This window comes from Paramaledivibacter caminithermalis DSM 15212, assembly GCF_900142245.1.
GTDB classification, from domain to species: Bacteria; Bacillota; Clostridia; order Peptostreptococcales; family Caminicellaceae; genus Paramaledivibacter; species Paramaledivibacter caminithermalis.
In genome coordinates, this window is the sequence record NZ_FRAG01000010.1 from 57,338 (window position 1) to 76,630 (window position 19,293).

The 19,293-nt window shown below is 29.9% G+C and carries 19 protein-coding genes and 1 other annotated feature; of the genes, 18 read left to right on the forward strand and 1 reads right to left on the reverse strand.

Annotation, left to right across the window (positions count from 1 at the left end):
• The first annotated feature begins 118 nt into the window (after positions 1-118).
• From rodA to BUB36_RS05955, 16 genes are all read left to right on the forward strand, one after another.
• On the forward strand, positions 119-1,276 hold the full coding sequence (rodA, locus tag BUB36_RS05880; protein WP_242655729.1) for a rod shape-determining protein RodA: 1,158 nt from the start codon (positions 119-121) through the stop codon (positions 1,274-1,276).
• A 122-nt stretch (positions 1,277-1,398) separates the two neighbouring features.
• Complete coding sequence (locus BUB36_RS05885; RefSeq protein WP_073147977.1) at positions 1,399-2,112, forward strand: M23 family metallopeptidase; 714 nt, start codon at positions 1,399-1,401, stop codon at positions 2,110-2,112.
• A gap of 208 nt (positions 2,113-2,320) precedes the next feature.
• A complete protein-coding gene (locus BUB36_RS05890; protein WP_073147979.1) occupies positions 2,321-4,156 on the forward strand; it encodes a TIGR03960 family B12-binding radical SAM protein in 1,836 nt (611 codons plus the stop codon).
• Positions 4,156-4,863 carry a TIGR03936 family radical SAM-associated protein gene (locus BUB36_RS05895; RefSeq protein WP_073147981.1) on the forward strand — a complete coding sequence of 236 codons (708 nt, stop codon included), beginning with the start codon at positions 4,156-4,158 and terminating at the stop codon, positions 4,861-4,863. Before BUB36_RS05890 ends, BUB36_RS05895 begins: the two co-directional genes overlap by 1 nt.
• Positions 4,864-4,882: 19 nt before the next feature.
• On the forward strand, positions 4,883-6,391 hold the full coding sequence (locus BUB36_RS05900; RefSeq protein ID WP_073147983.1) for an Rne/Rng family ribonuclease: 1,509 nt from the start codon (positions 4,883-4,885) through the stop codon (positions 6,389-6,391).
• Positions 6,392-6,459: 68 nt separating this feature from the next.
• Positions 6,460-6,533: a sequence feature (ribosomal protein L21 leader region), on the forward strand.
• Between the two features lie 9 nt (positions 6,534-6,542).
• Positions 6,543-6,854 (forward strand): 50S ribosomal protein L21, encoded by a 312-nt coding sequence (rplU, locus tag BUB36_RS05905; RefSeq protein WP_073147985.1) that lies wholly within the window; start codon positions 6,543-6,545, stop codon positions 6,852-6,854.
• Between the two features lie 11 nt (positions 6,855-6,865).
• A complete protein-coding gene (locus BUB36_RS05910) occupies positions 6,866-7,198 on the forward strand; it encodes a ribosomal-processing cysteine protease Prp (protein WP_073147987.1) in 333 nt (110 codons plus the stop codon).
• Positions 7,199-7,201: 3 nt separating this feature from the next.
• Complete coding sequence (rpmA, locus tag BUB36_RS05915; RefSeq protein WP_073147989.1) at positions 7,202-7,501, forward strand: 50S ribosomal protein L27; 300 nt, start codon at positions 7,202-7,204, stop codon at positions 7,499-7,501.
• 241 nt (positions 7,502-7,742) lie between these two features.
• Positions 7,743-9,026, forward strand: coding sequence for a GTPase ObgE (obgE, locus tag BUB36_RS05920; RefSeq protein ID WP_073147991.1), 1,284 nt, complete (start codon positions 7,743-7,745; stop codon positions 9,024-9,026).
• Positions 9,027-9,039: 13 nt separating this feature from the next.
• Positions 9,040-9,333, forward strand: a complete 294-nt coding sequence (gene yhbY / locus BUB36_RS05925) for a ribosome assembly RNA-binding protein YhbY (protein ID WP_073147993.1) — start codon at positions 9,040-9,042, stop codon at positions 9,331-9,333.
• Between the two features lie 132 nt (positions 9,334-9,465).
• Complete coding sequence (gene nadD / locus BUB36_RS05930; RefSeq protein WP_073147995.1) at positions 9,466-10,077, forward strand: nicotinate-nucleotide adenylyltransferase; 612 nt, start codon at positions 9,466-9,468, stop codon at positions 10,075-10,077.
• 418 nt (positions 10,078-10,495) lie between these two features.
• Positions 10,496-11,071 carry a bis(5'-nucleosyl)-tetraphosphatase (symmetrical) YqeK gene (gene yqeK, locus BUB36_RS05935; RefSeq protein ID WP_073147997.1) on the forward strand — a complete coding sequence of 192 codons (576 nt, stop codon included), beginning with the start codon at positions 10,496-10,498 and terminating at the stop codon, positions 11,069-11,071.
• A gap of 214 nt (positions 11,072-11,285) precedes the next feature.
• Positions 11,286-11,645, forward strand: a complete 360-nt coding sequence (gene rsfS / locus BUB36_RS05940; protein WP_073147999.1) for a ribosome silencing factor — start codon at positions 11,286-11,288, stop codon at positions 11,643-11,645.
• 420 nt (positions 11,646-12,065) lie between these two features.
• Positions 12,066-14,537, forward strand: a complete 2,472-nt coding sequence (gene leuS, locus BUB36_RS05945) for a leucine--tRNA ligase (protein WP_073148001.1) — start codon at positions 12,066-12,068, stop codon at positions 14,535-14,537.
• Between the two features lie 26 nt (positions 14,538-14,563).
• Positions 14,564-15,214, forward strand: a complete 651-nt coding sequence (locus BUB36_RS05950; protein WP_073148003.1) for a helix-turn-helix transcriptional regulator — start codon at positions 14,564-14,566, stop codon at positions 15,212-15,214.
• Positions 15,215-15,390: 176 nt separating this feature from the next.
• Positions 15,391-15,774, forward strand: a complete 384-nt coding sequence (locus tag BUB36_RS05955; protein WP_073148005.1) for a RidA family protein — start codon at positions 15,391-15,393, stop codon at positions 15,772-15,774.
• A 27-nt stretch (positions 15,775-15,801) separates the two neighbouring features.
• Here the strand turns inward: BUB36_RS05955 and BUB36_RS05960 are convergent, their stop codons facing one another.
• Entirely contained in the window at positions 15,802-17,097 is a 1,296-nt protein-coding gene (locus tag BUB36_RS05960; protein ID WP_073148007.1) for a D-alanyl-D-alanine carboxypeptidase family protein, read from the reverse strand.
• Between the two features lie 296 nt (positions 17,098-17,393).
• Here BUB36_RS05960 and BUB36_RS05965 point away from each other — a divergent pair, with 296 nt between their 5' ends.
• Together BUB36_RS05965 and selD are read left to right on the forward strand one after the other, a co-directional pair.
• Positions 17,394-18,026, forward strand: a complete 633-nt coding sequence (locus BUB36_RS05965; RefSeq protein WP_073148009.1) for a helix-hairpin-helix domain-containing protein — start codon at positions 17,394-17,396, stop codon at positions 18,024-18,026.
• Positions 18,027-18,215: 189 nt separating this feature from the next.
• Complete coding sequence (gene selD / locus BUB36_RS05970) at positions 18,216-19,253, forward strand: selenide, water dikinase SelD (protein ID WP_084111773.1); 1,038 nt, start codon at positions 18,216-18,218, stop codon at positions 19,251-19,253.
• Positions 19,254-19,293 lie beyond the last annotated feature (40 nt).

A 19,293-nucleotide genomic window follows, 5' to 3' on the forward strand; every position in this document is an offset into this window, starting at 1 on the left:
AATAATTTGGGGTTTTTATTTGCATAAATTAACATATAATATGTTATTTTTAATATTGGTAGGTGCATTTTTTTATGTTATAATTCAGTAAAGGTTATATGTTGTAATGAGGTGTTTTATGTTTGACAAAAGACTAATAAAAAATATTGATTTTGGATTGATAGGTGTTGTAGTGGTAATTTTCCTCATTGGAGTAATTATTATTACAAGTGCAACAAATGTTATTGATTTATCAAAAGATATGACATTCAAAGATAATTTAGAAGAAATAATGAATAATGGTATTAAAAGACAACCTAAAATTCAAGTTATTGCTTTTATAATAGGAATATTGGCCATAGTTGGTATTTTGTGTATTGATTATAATTCGTTTGGCGATGCATATAAAACCCTTTATATAATATCTATCATATTATTGTTATTGGTTTATGTTCCAGGTCTTGCAGTTGACCCTAGGCTAAGGGGTGGTGCAAGGAGTTGGATTAATCTGGGGATAATGGATTTACAAACATCTGAAATAGCTAAACTTGGTTTTATATTAGCCTACGCAAAATATGTTGAGAAGAGATATAATAAACTTGATAAAATAAAGGATTTAATTGGTCCTGCATTATTTGTAGCTCCATTTATACTACTACTTTTGAAGCAACCAGATTTAGGATCAGCCTTGGTATTTGCTATTATTGCCTTTGGGATGTTATTTATGGCTGGTATTAATATAAAGATTGTATTCTATGGAGGATTAATTGGCATTTCATCTATGCCTTTGGTGTATAGATTTTTAAAGCCACATCAGAAAAAAAGAATCGATGCATTTCTTAATCCATCGGATACTTCTTTAAATTGGCATGTAGATAAGTCAAAAACAGCTATAGGATCAGGAATGGTATATGGGAAAGGACTATTTAAGGGAACTTTTCATAGAGGAGACTTTTTGCCTGTTCAGGAAACTGATTTCATTTATGCTGTTTTAGGTGAAGAATTAGGGTTAATAGGCTGTTCAATAGTACTTTTACTTTATTTTTTGTTTCTATATAAAATGATAAAAATAGCAAAAAATGCTAAGGATATTTACGGATTATTAGTCGTTACAGGCATAACATTTATGTTTGCTTTTCAAATAATAGAGAATATTGGTATGACCGTAGGTATAATGCCAGTCACAGGAGTTACCCTTCCATTCCTAAGTTATGGCGGCAGCTCTCTCATAACAAGCATGATTGCATTAGGTTTAGTTCTAAATGTTTCCATGAGAAATAAGAAGATAAGATTTTAAAAGATTCCTAGTATAGTATAGTAAGGAATCTTTTTTCTTCATGTATAAATAGTTATAAATATGTCCTTTTAAAAATATACTATATTAAAATCTATTTAATATGAAACATAAGGAGGGGAATTATGGATAAGTTATATGGAGGAAATATAGCAAATAGACAAAGAAAATATAAAATAAAGAGATATAAAGCAGGAAATAGAAAACACAACATCTATAGAAAAATACTTGCTCAAATACTAGTATCAATTTTAGTAGTATTATTAATAATATTATTTAAAAGTATTAATACTCCTATTACAAACAATGCATCTTCTTTCATAAGCAAAATTTTATATGCTGAATTTGATTATAGGGAAAGCATTAATAAAACAAAGGAATATGTATCAAAAATAAAAGATTATACTATCAAAGCTATGCCAGTCTTTAATAAATCTACAAGGCAATTAGAAATGTCACGCCCAATAGAAGGAGTTGTAATATCATCCTATGGAGAAAATAATAATCCAATAACTGATAATAAAACATTTCAAAGAGGTATAGATATAAAGGCTGTAAATATGAAAATAGTTAAAGCAGTCGATGATGGAGTAGTTATAATGACAGGCGAAAGCGAAAATTTAGGAAAATTTATTAAGATAAGTCACGGAGATGATATATTTTCATTTTATAGTAATTTAGAAAGAATCTATGTAAAAGAAAATGAAAGGATCATTAGAGGACAAAGAATTGGAGAATTAGGGAATTTATACAATTCATATCTACATTTCGAACTATGGATTGACAATAACCTAGTTGATCCACAATTATATATAAATTATAATACAATGAGTATATGAAATAATATACATATATGATTATATAACTTTGCCTGATACCTATAATTTTAGATCTATTAATAATAATTCTATTAATAATTAGTAAAAGATGTTAAAATGTTTAATGAAGCAAACATTTTAGATTATATTTTCTCGTATATAAAAAGCATGTATAATATATATAAATGCAATACTAATGATAAACATAGTATTTTAAGGAGGAGCACTGATGAATGAAAGAATAGAAGAAATACTCTATAAAGTAGAGAAACCTAGCAGATATATCGGTGGGGAAATAAATAGTTATGAAAAAGAAATAAATGAAAATACAATCAGATATGGATTTGCATTTCCAGATATATATGAAGTAGGTATGTCTCATTTAGGCATGCATATAATATATAATTTATTAAATGAATTAGACAATGTATATTGTGAGAGAATATTTGCTCCATGGGTAGATATGGAGAATGTATTGAGAAAAGAAGATATATCTCTCTTTACCATAGAGACCCATAGCCCTATTAATGAATTGGATATTATTGGATTCACTTTGCAGTATGAACTTAGCTATAGCAATATACTTAATATTTTGAATTTAGGCAAAATACCCCTTAGGAGTTCAGAGAGAGATGAAACACATCCTATTATCATTGCTGGAGGGCCATGTGCATATAATCCTGAGCCTTTAGCAGATATAGTTGATTTTTTCGTATTAGGTGAAAGTGAAGAAGTTTTAATTGAAGTTCTTGATGCTTACAGAAAAATAAAAGAAAAAGGGCTTAATAAAAAAAGACTACTAGAAGAGGTATGTAAAATAGAAGGCGTTTATGTACCAAGCCTGTATGAGGTTCAATATAATGAAGATGGTACAATCAAAAGCTTTATACCTAAAAAAGAAGATTATCCTATAAAAATAAAGAAAAGGATTATAAAAGATCTTAATAATGTTTTTTATCCCGAAAAGGTTATAGTTCCCTTTGCTGATATTGTTCATAATAGAGCAATGATTGAGATTTTTAGAGGTTGTACAAGGGGATGTAGGTTTTGTCAGGCAGGAATGATATACAGACCTGTAAGGGAAAGAAAATCTGAAAAAGCCTTGGAATTAGCTGATAAACTTTTAAGAAATACTGGATATGAAGAAATTTCTATATCTTCACTTAGTACAAGTGATTATTCCCAGTTAAATGAATTGGTAAGAGGTTTAATAGACAAATATTTAAATAAAAAAATTGGGGTTTCTGTACCATCACTAAGGTTAGACTCATTTTCTTTAAAGCTTATTGAGGAAATTCAAAAAGTAAGAAAAACGGGTTTAACATTTGCTCCTGAAGCAGGAACACAAAGACTTAGGGATGCTATTAATAAAGGTGTAGAAGAGAAGGACTTAATAGATGCTGTAACAAACGCATTTGGATTGGGATGGAATACAGTGAAACTATATTTTATGCTGGGTTTACCAACCGAAACCTATGCAGACATAGATGGTATAGCAGATTTAGGGAAAAAGGTAGTGGATATATATTATAATATACCTAGGGAAAAAAGAAGCAAAGGTTTAAAGGTTACTATAAGTACTTCATCTTTTGTGCCCAAGCCATTTACTCCTTTTCAATGGGAGCCACAGGATAGAATTAACACATTAGTAGAAAAACAAAATTATTTAAAAAGTAAGCTAAAGCATAAGAATATTACCTATAATTATCATGATTCTAAGACAAGCTTTCTTGAAGCAGTATTTGCAAGGGGAGACAGAAAACTGGGAGATGTTTTAATTAGAGCCTTTGAAAAAGGTTGTAAATTCGATGGTTGGCAAGAACAGTTTTTGTATGATAAATGGATGGAGTCCTTTGAAGAATGTAAGATTAATCCTAATTTTTATGCAAATAGGCAAAGAGGCTATGATGAAATATTACCTTGGGATCATATTGATGTAGGTGTTTCTAAAAAATATTTAATGAAAGAAAATGAGAAGGCTAAGAATGAAGAGTTAACTAAGGATTGCAGATTGGGTTGTAAAGGTTGCGGAATAAATAATGGCTTTATAGGTGGTGTTTGTTGATGTATAAGATTTTAGCTAAATTTATAAAAAAAGATAGAATGAAATTTATATCACATTTAGAATTGATAAATATAATTGAAAGAGCTCTTAGAAGAGCAAATATTCCATTGAAATTTTCTCAAGGCTTCAATCCCCATCCTAAAATATCCTTTGCAGCTCCTTTAGCTGTAGGAGTATCCAGTGAAGGAGAATATTTAACTGTAGAAGTAATAGAGAAAATCGAAATTGATAATTTCAAAGAACGACTTAATAAGGAATTGCCTAAAGGTATAAAATTTATTAAATGCAAATATATAGATTCTAAAAGCAAATCACTTATGAGCCTAGTTGAAGATGCTACTTATATTATAAAATGTATTACACAAGATTCATATAATATAAATGAAGTGGATGAAATTTTAAAAAAATTCTTAAATAATGAAGAGATTTTATATAAAAAAGTAGGCAAGAGGAAAGGGGAAAAGATAATAAATATTAGAAATAACATTAGGAATATGATGGTTTTATCTGTAATAGAAAACGAAGTCATCTTTAAAGTTACTGTTGCTACAGGGAGCAAAGGAAATTTGAAGCCTGAAATAATTATTGAAAAACTTATGGACTTGGAAGGTATTAGTATAGATTTAGAGAAATTAAGGGTACATAGGCTAGAAATATTCTCATCAATGGGAAATAAAAATTTAGTCCCAATTGATAGAATTATATAATTGTTAGGATGGGAAAGTGATGAATAAAATAGTTATTGATTCTGGTTTTAGCCAAAGTCGTGTTGCACTATTGGAAAATGGAGAATTGGTTGAATACTATATCGAGAGTAAAAACTTTAAAAGGATTGTTGGCAACATTTACAAAGGAAGAGTAAAGAATGTTTTACCTGGAATGCAGGCTGCTTTTGTAGATATAGGTTTAGAAAAAAATGCATTTCTATATGTCAAGGATGCAATTCCCCAGGAAATATTATATGATAAAAAGAAAACCTTTAAGGACATTTTAATAAAAGATGTTATTAAGAATGGGCAGGAAATTATTGTGCAAGTAACTAAGGAGCCTATGGATAATAAGGGTGCCAGAGTTACAACTCACCTTTCATTTCCAGGGAGATATTTAGTATTAATGCCTAATATAGACTATATTGGTATATCGAGAAGAATTGAAGATAAAGATGAAAGAGCTAGGCTTAGAAAAATTGTTGAAGAAATTAGACCTAAAGGTATGGGTCTAATTATAAGAACAGAATCAGAGAATAAAGAAGAGAAGGATTTAATCGAAGATTTAAAATATCTTTTAAAGCTTTGGCATAAAATTGAAAAGGAAAAAAAGCTAGGATTTCCACCTAAAATATTATACAAAGATTTAGACTTGATTTATAGAACTATAAGAGACTTTTTTACAGAAGACATAGAAGAGTTAATTATTAATGATAAAGAGAATTACAATGCTATTTTAGAGTTTTTAGATTTAATCTCACCTAAGCTTCAAGATAGGGTAAAATACTTTGATCCTGGAATTAATATCTTTAGTTATTATGGTATTGAGAAAAAGATAAAAGAGGCATTAAGTAGAAAGGTATGGCTTAAAAGTGGAGGATACATAGTAATAGATAAGACTGAAGCACTTACTAGCATAGATGTTAATTCAGGCAAATACGTGGGAGTTAATGATTTATCTCAAACTATTATTAAAGTAAATAAAGAAGCAGCAAAGGAAATAGCTAAGCAAATTAGATTAAGGGATATAGGTGGTATTATAATAATAGATTTTATAGATATGGAAAACAAGAAATATGAACAAGAAATATTAAAGCTTTTAGAAAGTGAATTATCTAAAGATAGAGTAAGAACTAATGTATTAGGTATGACTGGATTAGGGCTAGTTGAAATGACGAGAAAAAAAGTTAGAAAACGAATAAGTTCAATTTTAGAGAAGAAATGTCCTTATTGCAATGGATTAGGAATGGTTCTTACTCCAGAGACAGTTATAAACAATTTAGAAAATGAATTGAAAAGAATATCCTTGCATACTAATTCAGAAGCTGTCATAGTAAATGTGAATAAAGAGGTTGGAAGGATATTAAATGGCGATATGAAGGAATATGTGGAAAGATTAGAAAATGCGTTAAATTTGAAAATATTTATATGTAAAGATGATAATATACATTCCAATGATTATGATGTAAAGTATATGGGAAGATTGAATAAAGTTAAGGATATTTTAAAGGAAATAGATTCAAAATAATATTATTGACAATTTTTTTTAGCTATGATAATATTAATTTGTTATGGGTATTGAGGTAAACTCTTAATATTCATTTGTAGCCGCACAAATCGGGTTTTAAAGAGAGTCTATCTACCTAGATTTGGCGAGACTGGACTGAGGAGGTGTAAGAATGTACGCAATTATTGAAACTGGTGGGAAACAGTATAGAGTTCAAGAAGGAGATACTCTATTTATTGAAAAAATTGAAGCAGCTGCTGGTGAGACTATTGAGTTTGATAAGGTTCTAGCTGTTTCAAATGGAACAAGCTTATCTGTGGGAACACCATTTGTTGAAAATGCCAAGGTTGAAGCTTCTGTAATTGAGCATGGAAAAGGACGTAAAGTGATTGTATTTAAATACAAATCTAAAAAAGATTATAGAAAAAAACAAGGTCATCGTCAACCATATACAAAGGTAAAAATTGAAAAAATTAATGCTTAAGGTTATTAAAAATGATTAGAATTAATATTAGGAGAAATAAAAAAAATGACATAGAAAGCTTTAGTGTTGAAGGTCATGCAGATTTTGACGAATTTGGCAAGGATATAGTATGTGCAAGTGTATCTATTCTTACTCAAACTGCTGTATTAGCTCTTTATGAAGTTGGAAATATCGATGTTACATACGAGATGAATGATGGATGGCTTTCATGCCAAATTCCATGTAACATTGATAGTAATCAAAGAGAGAAGGCTAATATAATTCTTGACACTATGCTCATTGGAATAAAAGGAACGCTTGAAATGTATCCTGAATATATACAGCTTCAAGACGAGGAGGTGTGAAGCATGCTATTTAAATTAAATCTTCAGCTTTTTGCTAGCAAAAAGGGAGTAGGTTCCTCTAAAAACGGCCGTGATAGTGAATCCAAGAGACTTGGTGTAAAAAGAGCTGACGGACAATTTGTTAATGCTGGAAGTATTATTGTAAGACAAAGAGGAACTAAGATACATCCAGGAAGCAATGTTGGAAAAGGTGGAGATGATACTCTTTTTGCTAAGGTAAACGGTGTGGTTAAATTTGAAAGAAAAGGTAAAGACAGAAAACAGGTAAGTGTATATCCTGTTAGTGAAGCTAGTGCACAATAATTAGACAAAAAGCCCATACATAAGGTATGGGTCTTTTTAATTATTACAAATAGATTACAAATATGAATCACATTGTGAAAATAAGGAAAAACTAGATATATAGAATTTACATAGTAAAACTTAATTTATACATGTACAAATACGCAATGTTTCTGGGCATTTTGGACATGTATAAATTAAAGTCTTTACTTAAAAATTCTATATTTTCTAAAATACGTATACATATTAAAAGGTGATGATAATGTTTATAGATAAGGCAAAGATATTTATTAAAGGAGGCAAAGGCGGCAACGGTGCTGTTTCCTTTCGTAGAGAAAAATATGTACCAGCAGGTGGTCCCGATGGAGGAGATGGGGGGCGTGGTGGTAATATAGTATTAGAAGTCGATGAAGGACTAAAAACTTTGATGGATTTTAGATATAAAAAGAAGTATATTGCTATGTCGGGAGAAGATGGCAAAAGAAAAAACAAGTTTGGTAAGGACGGAGAAGACTTGATTCTCAAAGTACCCCCTGGTACTATAGTTAAAGATGAAGAGACAGGGGAAATTATAGCAGATTTAATAAAAAATGGTGAAAGAGCTATAATAGCTAAAGGAGGTAAAGGTGGTAAGGGTAATGTTCATTATAAGACATCTACAAGACAAGCTCCTAACTTTGCAGAGGCAGGGGATTATGGAGAAGAAAGATGGGTAATCTTAGAACTTAAGCTTATAGCTGATGTAGGACTTATAGGGTTTCCAAATGTTGGAAAATCCACTTTGCTTTCTGTTGTTACTAAGGCTACACCTAAAATAGCTAATTACCATTTTACAACTATTAAGCCTAATTTAGGAGTTGTAAATGTTGTAGAAGGAAAAAGCTTTGTTTTAGCCGATATACCTGGACTTATCGAGGGTGCCCATGAAGGTATTGGCTTGGGGCATGAATTTTTGCGCCATGTAGAACGTACTAAATTACTTGTACATGTGATAGATATTTCTGGTATAGAAGGTCGAGATCCTATTAAAGATTTTGAGAAAATTAATAAAGAGTTAGAACTATTTAATCCTGTCCTTGCTTCTAGACAACAGGTGATTGCAGCAAATAAAATTGATCTATTGGATGACATGGAAAAATTCAAAGAATTTGAAAAAACAATGTCACGGAAGGGATATAAAGTATTTCCTGTTTCAGCAGCAACAAATAAAGGTATTAAAGAATTAATGTTATATATAACAGAGTTATTAGATAAAATTAAGGATGTCCCATTGCAAACTGTAGAAACAGATCATGAGGTATTTAGATTAAAAGAAAATAAAAATAAAGACGAATTAATTATAAAAAAAGAAAACAACATATACATAGTAGAAGGAAAGTCTATAGAAAAATTAGTTTATTCAACGGATTTTAATGATATTGATTCCATAAGACGATTCCAAAGCATATTAAAAAAGCGTGGTATTTTTGATGAATTAAAAAAACTGGGTATTGATGATGGTGATACGGTTAAGATATTTGACATAGAATTTGAATACTACGATTAAGGAGGAATTTTAATTGTTAACAAGTAAGCAGAGGGCATATTTAAAGGGATTAGCTAATAATATTGAGGCTATTGCTTATATAGGTAAAGAAGGTATAACAGAAGGAGTTCTAAAGCAATTAGACGATGCATTGGAAGCCCGTGAGCTAATTAAAGTAAGTATACAAAAAAATAGTATTCTTGATACAAAGGAAGCTGCAAATGAGGTTGCTAGATTAACACGATCTGAAGTTGTACAAGCCATAGGAAGAAAATTTGTTTTGTACAGAAAGTCCAAGGAAGATTCAAAGATTGAATTAAATGTGTAAAAAGAATATGTGGTCTTTGGACCACTATTTTTTAAGTGGTATAATTTACAATATTCTGTTAAAATAATAAAGTATATAAGAACAACCAACTCTAAAGAACACTAAAGCTTTAAAAAAAAGTTGGAGGGAAAGATGAAGAAAATTGGACTGATGGGTGGTACATTTGACCCAATTCATTATGGACATCTAGTATTAGCAGAACAAATAAGGACACGATTTAACCTAGATAAAGTATATTTTATACCAGTAGGTATTCCGCCACATAAACAAGGAAAAAAAATAACTAGTAGTAAGCATAGGTATTTTATGACATTATTAGCTACTATAACAAATCCATATTTTGAGATATCAAAAATAGAAATTGAAGATGATGGTATATCCTATACGGTGAATACCATAAAAAAATTTAAAGAAACAGTTGATTATAATGCTGAATTATATTTTATTACAGGTGCTGATGCTATATATGAACTAGAATCATGGAAGAATGTAAAGGAGCTTCTAGGTTTGTGCAATTTTATTGCTGCAAGTAGACCAGGAATAGATGAAGATAAATTGAAGTCAAAAATAAAGGACTTAAAAGAGAAGTATAATGGAAATATAATATTAACTTCTGTACCTGCATTGGCTATCTCATCTACTGACATAAGAAACAGAGTAAAAAAAGGTGAGAGTATAAAATATATCACACCTGAATCTGTCGAATATTATATATATAAAAATAGTCTTTATTTAGAAGAATAAATAATAAAGATATATGTTTTATATTCTTAGATTATGTTATTAAATGTTTAAACTATTGATATAGAATTTACATAGTAAAACTTAATTTATACATGTGCAAATACGCAACGTTTCTGGGCGTTTTGGACATGTATAAATTAAAGTCTTTACTTAAATTCCTATAGTAGTTTTTATAAGTGAAGCTTAATTTAATTCCTTGTAATAGTTTCTATCGTGGGAGTTTTAATATTTCCTTTTCGTTCATGGAATAAACCCGTTTTTTTTATATGATTTTGAGGGAAAAAACAGATTTATAAAAATCATTCAAATGAAATATTAAAACCCCTTAAGGTAGCTCAAAACAGAAAATTTTATTTACTGGCTTGACAGGTTAATTTTGAATAAGGGATATAATAATATTAATGAGGGGTAAGAAGAGTTGACAGATATAGAATTTCTAAAGAGTGTAGTAAAAAATAAATTACCAGAGAGAAGATATATTCATTCATTAGGAGTTTTTGAAACTGCCATTAATCTAGCGAAAATATATAATGTATGTGAAAAAAAGGCTGGAATTGCTGCTATTTTACATGATTATGCAAAATATTTATCAAAAAAAGAAGCAAGACATTATATTAAAAAATTTCATATTAAAATTGATGAAGTAATTGATAAACAAATAGATTTAGCCCATGGATTAATAGCTGCTGAATTAGTTAAACGTGAATTTAAAATAGTTGATATAGATATATTAAATTCGATAAAGTATCATACAATCGCAAGGGTAAATATGACAGATATTGAAAAAATTATATACTTAGCAGATTATATAGAACCCAACAGAGAATTTCCTGGAGTAAATAAAATCAGAAATGTAGCATTATATAATTTAGATAAAGCTATGATAATGGCTTTAGATAATTCTATCAAATATGTTATCGAAAAAGGATTGCTTTTACATACCAATAGTATTTTAGCTAGGAATAGTTTGATTTTAAGTAGTGATAAAAGCTGAAATTATGGAAACAATAATTCGCATATTTTAATTTTAAAAAGTTTTAATTTATACACATAAAAAATTTCTGGAGAGTTTAATATGTATAAATTAAAATTTACTTGGGATTCTCTATAAAAATAGAACTTGTTTTCAAATTTGTAACATTGAACTTTTGTCAACAGCCTAGGCTTAGAAGACGCTTTGTTTTTTAAATGTAAAGGGAGGAAATTGGATGGCAAAAAAGGAAAAAGAATTGGCTTTAAAAATATGTGACATATTATATAACAAGAAGGGCAAGGATATAGTTTTACTTGATGTATCAAACATATCAGGTTTTGCGGATTATTTTGTAATTGCAACAGGAAATTCAAAAAAACATACATCTGCTTTAGCTGATGAAATTGAAAAAAAACTGGATGAGTATGGCGAATTTTTAAATCATAAAGAAGGGCATAATGAGGGAACTTGGATTTTATTGGATTACTTAGATATAATTGTTCATATTTTTATCGAAGATGAAAGAAACTTTTATGATATAGAAAGAATTTGGAAAGGTGCAAAATATGTTGAATTAGATATTGACATGGAATAATAAAATCATTAAAATTATTGATAATATAAGTTTTTAAAATTTAATATTTATATATAGGAGTAGTAGAAAGTAATTCTAATTAATGGTTATTATTTATAGGTATTTTGGATAAGAAATTAAAGCAGAAAAAAGGTTTATTATCTTAAAAATTTCTATTTATAATAACTGTCAGAGAGTCGATGGGTGGTGCGAATCGATATTAGAATACTTTTGAACTTACCTAAATATATAGAGAGGTTGGTTACCTTTAAAAAACCATTTAAGTGGACATAGTGTCAAGTAGGGTGGTACCGCGGGAGAGATCTCGTCCCTATAGTTTTAGGGATAGTAAATTTCGGGTACTATTTTTTTATATCTAAAAAGCAGTTAATTAATATATTTAATAAACAATGAAAGCATTAAGCTTAAGGAGGTAAATTAATGACTAAATATAATTTTAATGAAATTGAAAAAAAGTGGCAAAACAAATGGGAAGAAAAGAAGGCATTCAAAGTTGATGAAAATTTTGAAAAGGAAAAATATTATTGCCTTGAGATGTTTCCTTATCCTTCAGGGAAATTGCATATGGGACATGTAAGAAATTATTCAATTGGAGATGTTATTGCAAGATTTAAAACTATGAATGGATATAATGTGCTTCATCCTATTGGATGGGATGCTTTTGGGCTTCCAGCGGAAAATGCTGCAATAAAGCACAATATTCATCCCGATAAATGGACTAGGGAAAATATTGCTGAAATGCAGAGGCAACTAAAGGAACTAGGGATAAGCTATGATTGGGATAGAGAAGTTACTACATGCTTACCAGATTACTATAGGTGGACCCAATGGATATTCTTACAGTTTTATAAGCATGGATTAGCGTATAAGAAAAAATCCCCTGTTAACTGGTGCCCTTCTTGTGAAACTGTCCTTGCAAATGAGCAGGTCGTCAATGAAAGATGTGAAAGATGTGATACTGTAGTTGTCAAGAAAAATCTTGAACAATGGTATTTCAAAATTACAGATTATGCTGAAAGGCTTCTAAAAGATCTTACTAAACTACAAGGATGGCCTGAAAAAGTTAAGATTATGCAGGAAAATTGGATAGGTAAAAGTCATGGGGCTGAAATGAAATTCAAAATTGAAGGAACTGATAAAGTTTTAGATATATTCACTACTAGACCCGATACAACCTATGGAGTTACTTTTATGGTTTTAGCACCAGAGCATCCCTTAGTAAGGGAGCTAATAGGTGGCACTGAATATGAGAAAGAAGTAAATGAATTCGTAGATAAATTGCAGCATTTATCAGAAATTGAAAGAACTGCTAGTGATGCAGAAAAGGAAGGTATGTTTATTGGGAAATATGCAATTAATCCATTAAATAACAAGAAAATTCCAATATATATAGCAAATTACGTACTTATGGACTATGGAACAGGTGCTGTTATGGCTGTACCTGCCCATGACGAAAGAGATTACGAATTTGCTAAGAAATATAGTATTGATATTATACCAGTTATAAAGCCTGAAGATTTAGATGATGTAGAAGCTTTACATTTGCCATATACTGAATCGGGAATAATGATAAATTCAGGTGAATTTAATGGTTTAAAGAATACTGATGGTTCAGATAAGATTATTGAATTTATTGAAGAAAAGGGTTTTGGTAAGAGGACTATTAATTATAGACTTAGAGACTGGTTAATTTCTAGACAAAGATATTGGGGAACACCAATACCTATAGTATATTGTGAGAAATGTGGAGTTGTGCCTGTACCTGAAGAGGAACTGCCAGTTTTATTACCAACTGATGTGGTGTTTTCTGGAAAAGGCGAATCTCCACTAACAACAAGTGAATCATATAAAAATACTGTTTGCCCAAAATGTGGACATATTGCTAAAAGAGAAACCGATACAATGGATACATTTGTAGATTCATCCTGGTACTTCCTAAGATATACAGACCCTAAAAACAGGAATGAACTTTTTGACAAAGAAAAAGCAAGCTATTGGATGGATGTAGATCAATATATAGGTGGAGTGGAACATGCAATTCTTCATCTGCTTTATGCAAGATTCTTTACAAAGGTTCTTTATGATATAGGATTGTCTCCTGTAGATGAACCATTTAAGAATTTACTAACTCAAGGCATGGTTCTAAAGGATGGAGCTAAGATGTCAAAATCCAAGGGAAATGTAGTAAGTCCTGAGGAAATTATATCTAAATATGGGGCTGATACAGCAAGGCTTTTCATTCTATTTGCAGCTCCTCCTGAAAGAGATTTGGAGTGGAGCGACAAAGGAGTTGAGGGTTCCTATAGATTCTTAAATAGAGTTTGGAGATTAGTATATGAGCTAAAGGAATATGTATCATCTATAGAAGGAACTGTTGAAATTAAAGGAAAAGAAGATAAAGAATTAAACTATGTAATTAATAATACTATTAAAAAGGTTACTGAAGACATAAGTCAAAGATTTAATTTTAATACTGCTATTAGTGCAATAATGGAGCTTGTAAATGAAACATATAAATATAAGGAAATTGATAAAGAGAAAATGAATACTGAATTAATAACCAAGGCTTTAGAAAATATATTAGTACTTCTTTGTCCGTTTGCTCCCCATATTACAGAAGAATTATGGTATATAATTGGTAAAGAATCAAGTATTCATACTGAAAGTTGGCCCAAATATGATGAGAAAGCCTTAGTTAAAGAAGAAATAGAAATAGTTATACAAGTTAATGGGAAAGTAAGGAATAAAATTTGTGTTAATAAGAGTATTTCAAAAGATGAATTGGAGAAGCTTTCTCTAAATAACGAAAGGATCAAATCATTTATTGAAGGAAAGAATATTGTTAAAGTTATTTGCGTTCCTAGAAAATTAGTTAATATTGTAGTTAAGTAGTTATTTGTTTTTGAAAGGAGGATTTGATGGATAATAAATTGAACCCAATATTGAAAACATATATACCAGTCGTAGAAGGTATAGCAAAAACATTTGGTAAAAACTGTGAGGTCGTTCTGCACGACTTTAGCAAAATGCAGAGTTCTATTATTGCTATAGAAAATGGGCATGTTACAGGAAGAAGTGTAGGAAGCCCTATGACGGAAGTAGGATTAAAAGCAGTACGTAAAGGTAATACAAAGGATAATATAATAAATTATACTGGAAAAAGCCTTGAAGGTAGAATTTTAAAATCATCTACTATGTTTATTAAGGATGAAAATGATGAGGTGATAGGATGTCTCTGCATAAACTTTGATTTGTCAGAGATAGTAGTTGCTAAAAAGGTAATAGATGATTTAATAAAAACCGAGGTTGATGAAAGTGACAAAGATAATGAAGGTAACGGAAATAGAGTAAATGATGTATTAATAGATATTGTGGAAAAGACATTGGATGAAACGGGTAAGCCTGTTGCATATATGGGAAAAGAAGAGAAGGTCAATATAGTTAAAAAATTAGATAATCAAGGTGCATTTTTAATAAAGGGTGCAATAGATTATGTTGCAAAAGTGCTATGCGTTTCCAGATATACGATTTACAACTATTTAGATGAAATTAGAGTTGAAACAAAATAGGTAGATGTTGTAAAATGTTATTAGGAATATGTATATGAATCTTAATATTAGTTGTGTAGGGAGTGATTCACATTGATTTTAATAATCAATGCAAATCATTCCTATATGCCTATTAGATTTATGTTCAATTCTACTTTTTAATAAAAATTCTAATATATTAATAGGAGGACTTAATTATGGATTTAAAAGTGGTACATACTGATAAGGCACCAGCAGCTGTTGGACCTTATTCACAAGCAATTTTAGCAGGCAATTTATTGTTTGTATCTGGACAGATACCTTTTAATTCTGCTACTGGTGAAATGGTACAAGGAAGTATCGAAGATGAAACAAGACAATGCTTAGAAAATGCAAAGGCAATTCTTGAAGAAGCAGGAACAACACTTGAAAATGTAGTAAAAGCAACAGTTTTTATTAAAGATATGAACCAATTTGGAAGAATAAACGAAGTATATGGAGAATATTTTAATACTCATAAGCCTGCAAGAGCATGTGTTGAAGTAGCAAGATTACCTAAGGATGTAAATGTAGAAATAGAAATGATAGCAATTGTGAAGTAAAAAAAAAGCGACTTAGGTCGCTTTTTTTTACCATTTCCATCTTCTGCGTTTTCTCCTAATCCTATTTATAGTTACTATTGTTCTCCAGATTATAAAAAGAACAATTATACCAAGAACTATTTTGAAAAATGACATATTTTTTGGGTCCTTAATTCTTTTGACTATTTTATATATTTGTTTTTCGTCTATAGAATTTTTAGCAATCAAATTTGTTTTCCCAATAATTTCATTATTTATGCTATATATAACTTTACCTAGTGCTTCACCTTTGCTTATAGGGGCTTTAATCTCTGGGTTTAATTCAATAGCCATTTTTATATTAGATTCATTATAATCCTTTGGAACAATTTTTGAAATACTATCCTGAGTTATAAGATCAAGATTTTTCTCTATTCCATTTTCTATTTCTATTGTTTTAAGTTTAGTACCAGAATTGACTACATTTATTTTTTTGAAGTTATTAAAACCATAGTCAATTAATGTTCTTGAATCTAAATATACGTTTGTTCTAATAGCCTTTAGAACAACACTTATAACTCTCCTGTTATCCTTGAATGCAGTAGAGACAAGGCATTGACCTGCTTTGGAAGTATAACCAGTCTTAATACCATCAACTATGTCATATTTAATATCAATCCATTCTCCATTATATTTTATCTTATTACCAGGGCCAACTCCATGAAGAAGTCTATTTCTATTTCTAAAGTATCTAATTTCAGGAGTTTTTTCTGTTGCAGGTATTTGATATCTTATGGTTTTTACAATTTCTCTAAACTTAGGAATAGTCATACCGTATTTAGCGATCATAGCTAAGTCATAAGCAGTAGTCACATGATTTTCATCAGGTAAACCATGGGGATTTGTGAAGTGAGTATTGAGAGCTCCTAATTCTTTAGCTCTCTTATTCATTAACTTTGCAAATTCTTCAGTGCTACCTGAAATATGTTTAGCCAATGCAACCGCCGAATCATTAGCAGATTCTATTAATAAAGCGTGCAATAATTGGTCTACAGTAAATTCTTCCCCTTCCTTAACATACATACGACTACCCTCGGTAAAAGGAGCTTCTTTATCAATAATTACTTTATCATTAAGATTTGCATTTTCCAGAGTTAGTATAGCAGTCATTATTTTAGTTGTACTAGCTGGATACATTTGTTTATGAGCATTTTTTTCAAAGAGAACTTCTCCAGTTTCAAAGTCAATCAGCACACCACTTTCTGAAGAAATATCAATTTGAGCAGGTAAAATCATTGCAAAGCTATTAAATGTTGATGTGATTAAAATAGTTGCTATAAATATTATTACAAATAAACGCCTCATGTTTTCACCTCTAGTTTAGTTTTATAGATATTAAATTTCAAGTATAAAAATCTAGTTTACTACGCTGATAAAAAAATTCATAGAGCGTTAGTATTAAGAAAATTATAATGAAGATTTTTAATACACTATATACAGTATATCAAAAATAAAAAAAAATTTTAAGTATTTATGTATAAAAAGAAGGGTATAGCAAAAGCATATAGAAATAATAACAATAATTACCATAATATACTATATATCTTGGATTAGATAATAAAATTTTAACCTTAGAATTGTAAAAAAGAGGAGGCTATATCATGAAAAAGCTTGAAAAAAAAGAAATTATCATAATTATAGTATTTATAATTTCAATAGTTTTTCTAAATGTTAATGAATTTAGATATAAAACTAATCAAAAAATATCAATTGAAGAGGAAGTAAAAGAAGTCGATAGTAGAGATCAAGAAGGAGATAAAGAAAATAAAGATAAACAAGAAGAAAAAGAGAAAAATGAGCCAAAAAAAATTAAAGTCGATATATGTGGTGCTGTTAAAAATCCTGGTGTAATAATCCTTAAGGAAGGAGATAGAGTAATAGATGCAATAAATAAGGCTGGCGGGCTTACTGATAGGGCTGATATTTTAAAGATTAATAGATCAAAATATGTTTATGATAGTGAAAAAATCATAATACCAGAAATTGGTCAAGAAATTGATGTTGAAGGAATCGATGATTCAGATACAATAGGAATAGATAAAAAAATAAATATTAATACTGCTTCAAAGGAAGAATTGGAAAGTTTAGATGGAATAGGAGAGTCCATAAGTGAAAGAATTTTAAAATATAGGCAAAAGAACAATGGATTTAAAAGCATTGAAGAGATTATGAATATAAGTGGCATAGGGCAAAGTAAGTTTGAACAAATTAAAGATAGTATAAAAGTTAAGTAAAATATGTTAATATAATAATGTAGCATAGCAAGCCAGTTTCCATAGTGGGAGTTTTAATATATCTATCTATTGAGTTAAATGAAGACCTAGAAGGTTGACCCTAATATGTCACCCTCAACATTAATCTCAATTTCGACAACAAAGTCATGACCTATAAGTAAATTTACGGAGGTGATATGCTTGAAAGATATAAAACATAAAAGATTAACTGAATTAAGCAGCAGTTCTGGCTGAGCTGCTAAAATAGGTCCTGAGACCTTGGCACAGGTTCTGTGTCAATTACCACCAGTTGAAAGTGATAAGCTTTTGGTAGGCTTAGACAAATCTGATGATGCTGCGGTATATAAGTTAAACGAAGATACTGCTTTAATACAGACTTTAGATTTTTTTACTCCTGTAGTAGATGACCCCTATGTTTTTGGACAAATAGCTGCTTCTAACTCATTAAGTGATATATACGCAATGGGAGGAAAACCAATTTTAGCTCTTAATATAGTATGTTTTCCAACATGCTTATCTATGGATATATTAGCTGAAATCCTAAAGGGTGGAAGTGATAAGGTAAGAGAGGCGGGAGCATTATTAGTAGGAGGACATACTGTAGATGATAATGAACCCAAATATGGGTTATCTGTATCTGGAATAGTTCATCCCCATAAAGTTCTAAGCAATTCCAATGCTAAGCCTGGTGATGTGTTAGTCTTAACTAAGCCTATAGGACTTGGAATATTAAATACGGCGATAAAGGCTGATATGCTCGATGAAAAAATTCAGAAAAAGGCTATTGAAACAATGATAAGTTTGAATGATATTGCAGCTGAGGGAATGGAAATTACAAAGGTTAATTCATGTACAGATATCACAGGATTTGGTTTTTTAGGTCATGCTTTTGAGATGGCTAAGGGAAGTGAAGTATCAATAGTAATAGATTCAAAGGCTGTTCCTATTATTGAAGGAGCCATAGAGAATGCACAGATGGGTTTAGTTCCAGCAGGAGCATACAGAAATGAAGGGTTCTTGGGGGATAATGTTGAGTTTGAAAAGGATATGCCAGTTTATATGAAGGATATTCTATTTGATCCACAGACATCAGGTGGATTACTTATTTCTATCGAAAAAGAAAATGTAAATAAATTATTGGAGTTTTATGATAGAAACTTGAAAACCCAATTTAGTATTGTTGGAGAAGTTGTAGAAAAACAAGAAAAATATTTGATAGTAAAATAAGCACTCGAAATATCCGGGTGCTTATTTTCAGATTACTCTT

Bases quoted from the DNA above. Each gene is read 5' to 3' on its own strand.
- rodA (WP_242655729.1), top strand. From the start codon at position 119: ATGTTTGACAAAAGACTAATAAAAAATATTGATTTTGGATTGATAGGT.
- BUB36_RS05885 (WP_073147977.1), top strand. From the start codon at position 1,399: ATGGATAAGTTATATGGAGGAAATATAGCAAATAGACAAAGAAAATAT.
- BUB36_RS05890 (WP_073147979.1), top strand. From the start codon at position 2,321: ATGAATGAAAGAATAGAAGAAATACTCTATAAAGTAGAGAAACCTAGC.
- BUB36_RS05895 (WP_073147981.1), top strand. From the start codon at position 4,156: ATGTATAAGATTTTAGCTAAATTTATAAAAAAAGATAGAATGAAATTT.
- BUB36_RS05900 (WP_073147983.1), top strand. From the start codon at position 4,883: ATGAATAAAATAGTTATTGATTCTGGTTTTAGCCAAAGTCGTGTTGCA.
- rplU (WP_073147985.1), top strand. From the start codon at position 6,543: ATGTACGCAATTATTGAAACTGGTGGGAAACAGTATAGAGTTCAAGAA.
- BUB36_RS05910 (WP_073147987.1), top strand. From the start codon at position 6,866: ATGATTAGAATTAATATTAGGAGAAATAAAAAAAATGACATAGAAAGC.
- rpmA (WP_073147989.1), top strand. From the start codon at position 7,202: ATGCTATTTAAATTAAATCTTCAGCTTTTTGCTAGCAAAAAGGGAGTA.
- obgE (WP_073147991.1), top strand. From the start codon at position 7,743: ATGTTTATAGATAAGGCAAAGATATTTATTAAAGGAGGCAAAGGCGGC.
- nadD (WP_073147995.1), top strand. From the start codon at position 9,466: ATGAAGAAAATTGGACTGATGGGTGGTACATTTGACCCAATTCATTAT.
- rsfS (WP_073147999.1), top strand. From the start codon at position 11,286: ATGGCAAAAAAGGAAAAAGAATTGGCTTTAAAAATATGTGACATATTA.
- leuS (WP_073148001.1), top strand. From the start codon at position 12,066: ATGACTAAATATAATTTTAATGAAATTGAAAAAAAGTGGCAAAACAAA.
- BUB36_RS05950 (WP_073148003.1), top strand. From the start codon at position 14,564: ATGGATAATAAATTGAACCCAATATTGAAAACATATATACCAGTCGTA.
- BUB36_RS05955 (WP_073148005.1), top strand. From the start codon at position 15,391: ATGGATTTAAAAGTGGTACATACTGATAAGGCACCAGCAGCTGTTGGA.
- BUB36_RS05960 (WP_073148007.1), bottom strand. From the start codon at position 17,097: ATGAGGCGTTTATTTGTAATAATATTTATAGCAACTATTTTAATCACA.
- BUB36_RS05965 (WP_073148009.1), top strand. From the start codon at position 17,394: ATGAAAAAGCTTGAAAAAAAAGAAATTATCATAATTATAGTATTTATA.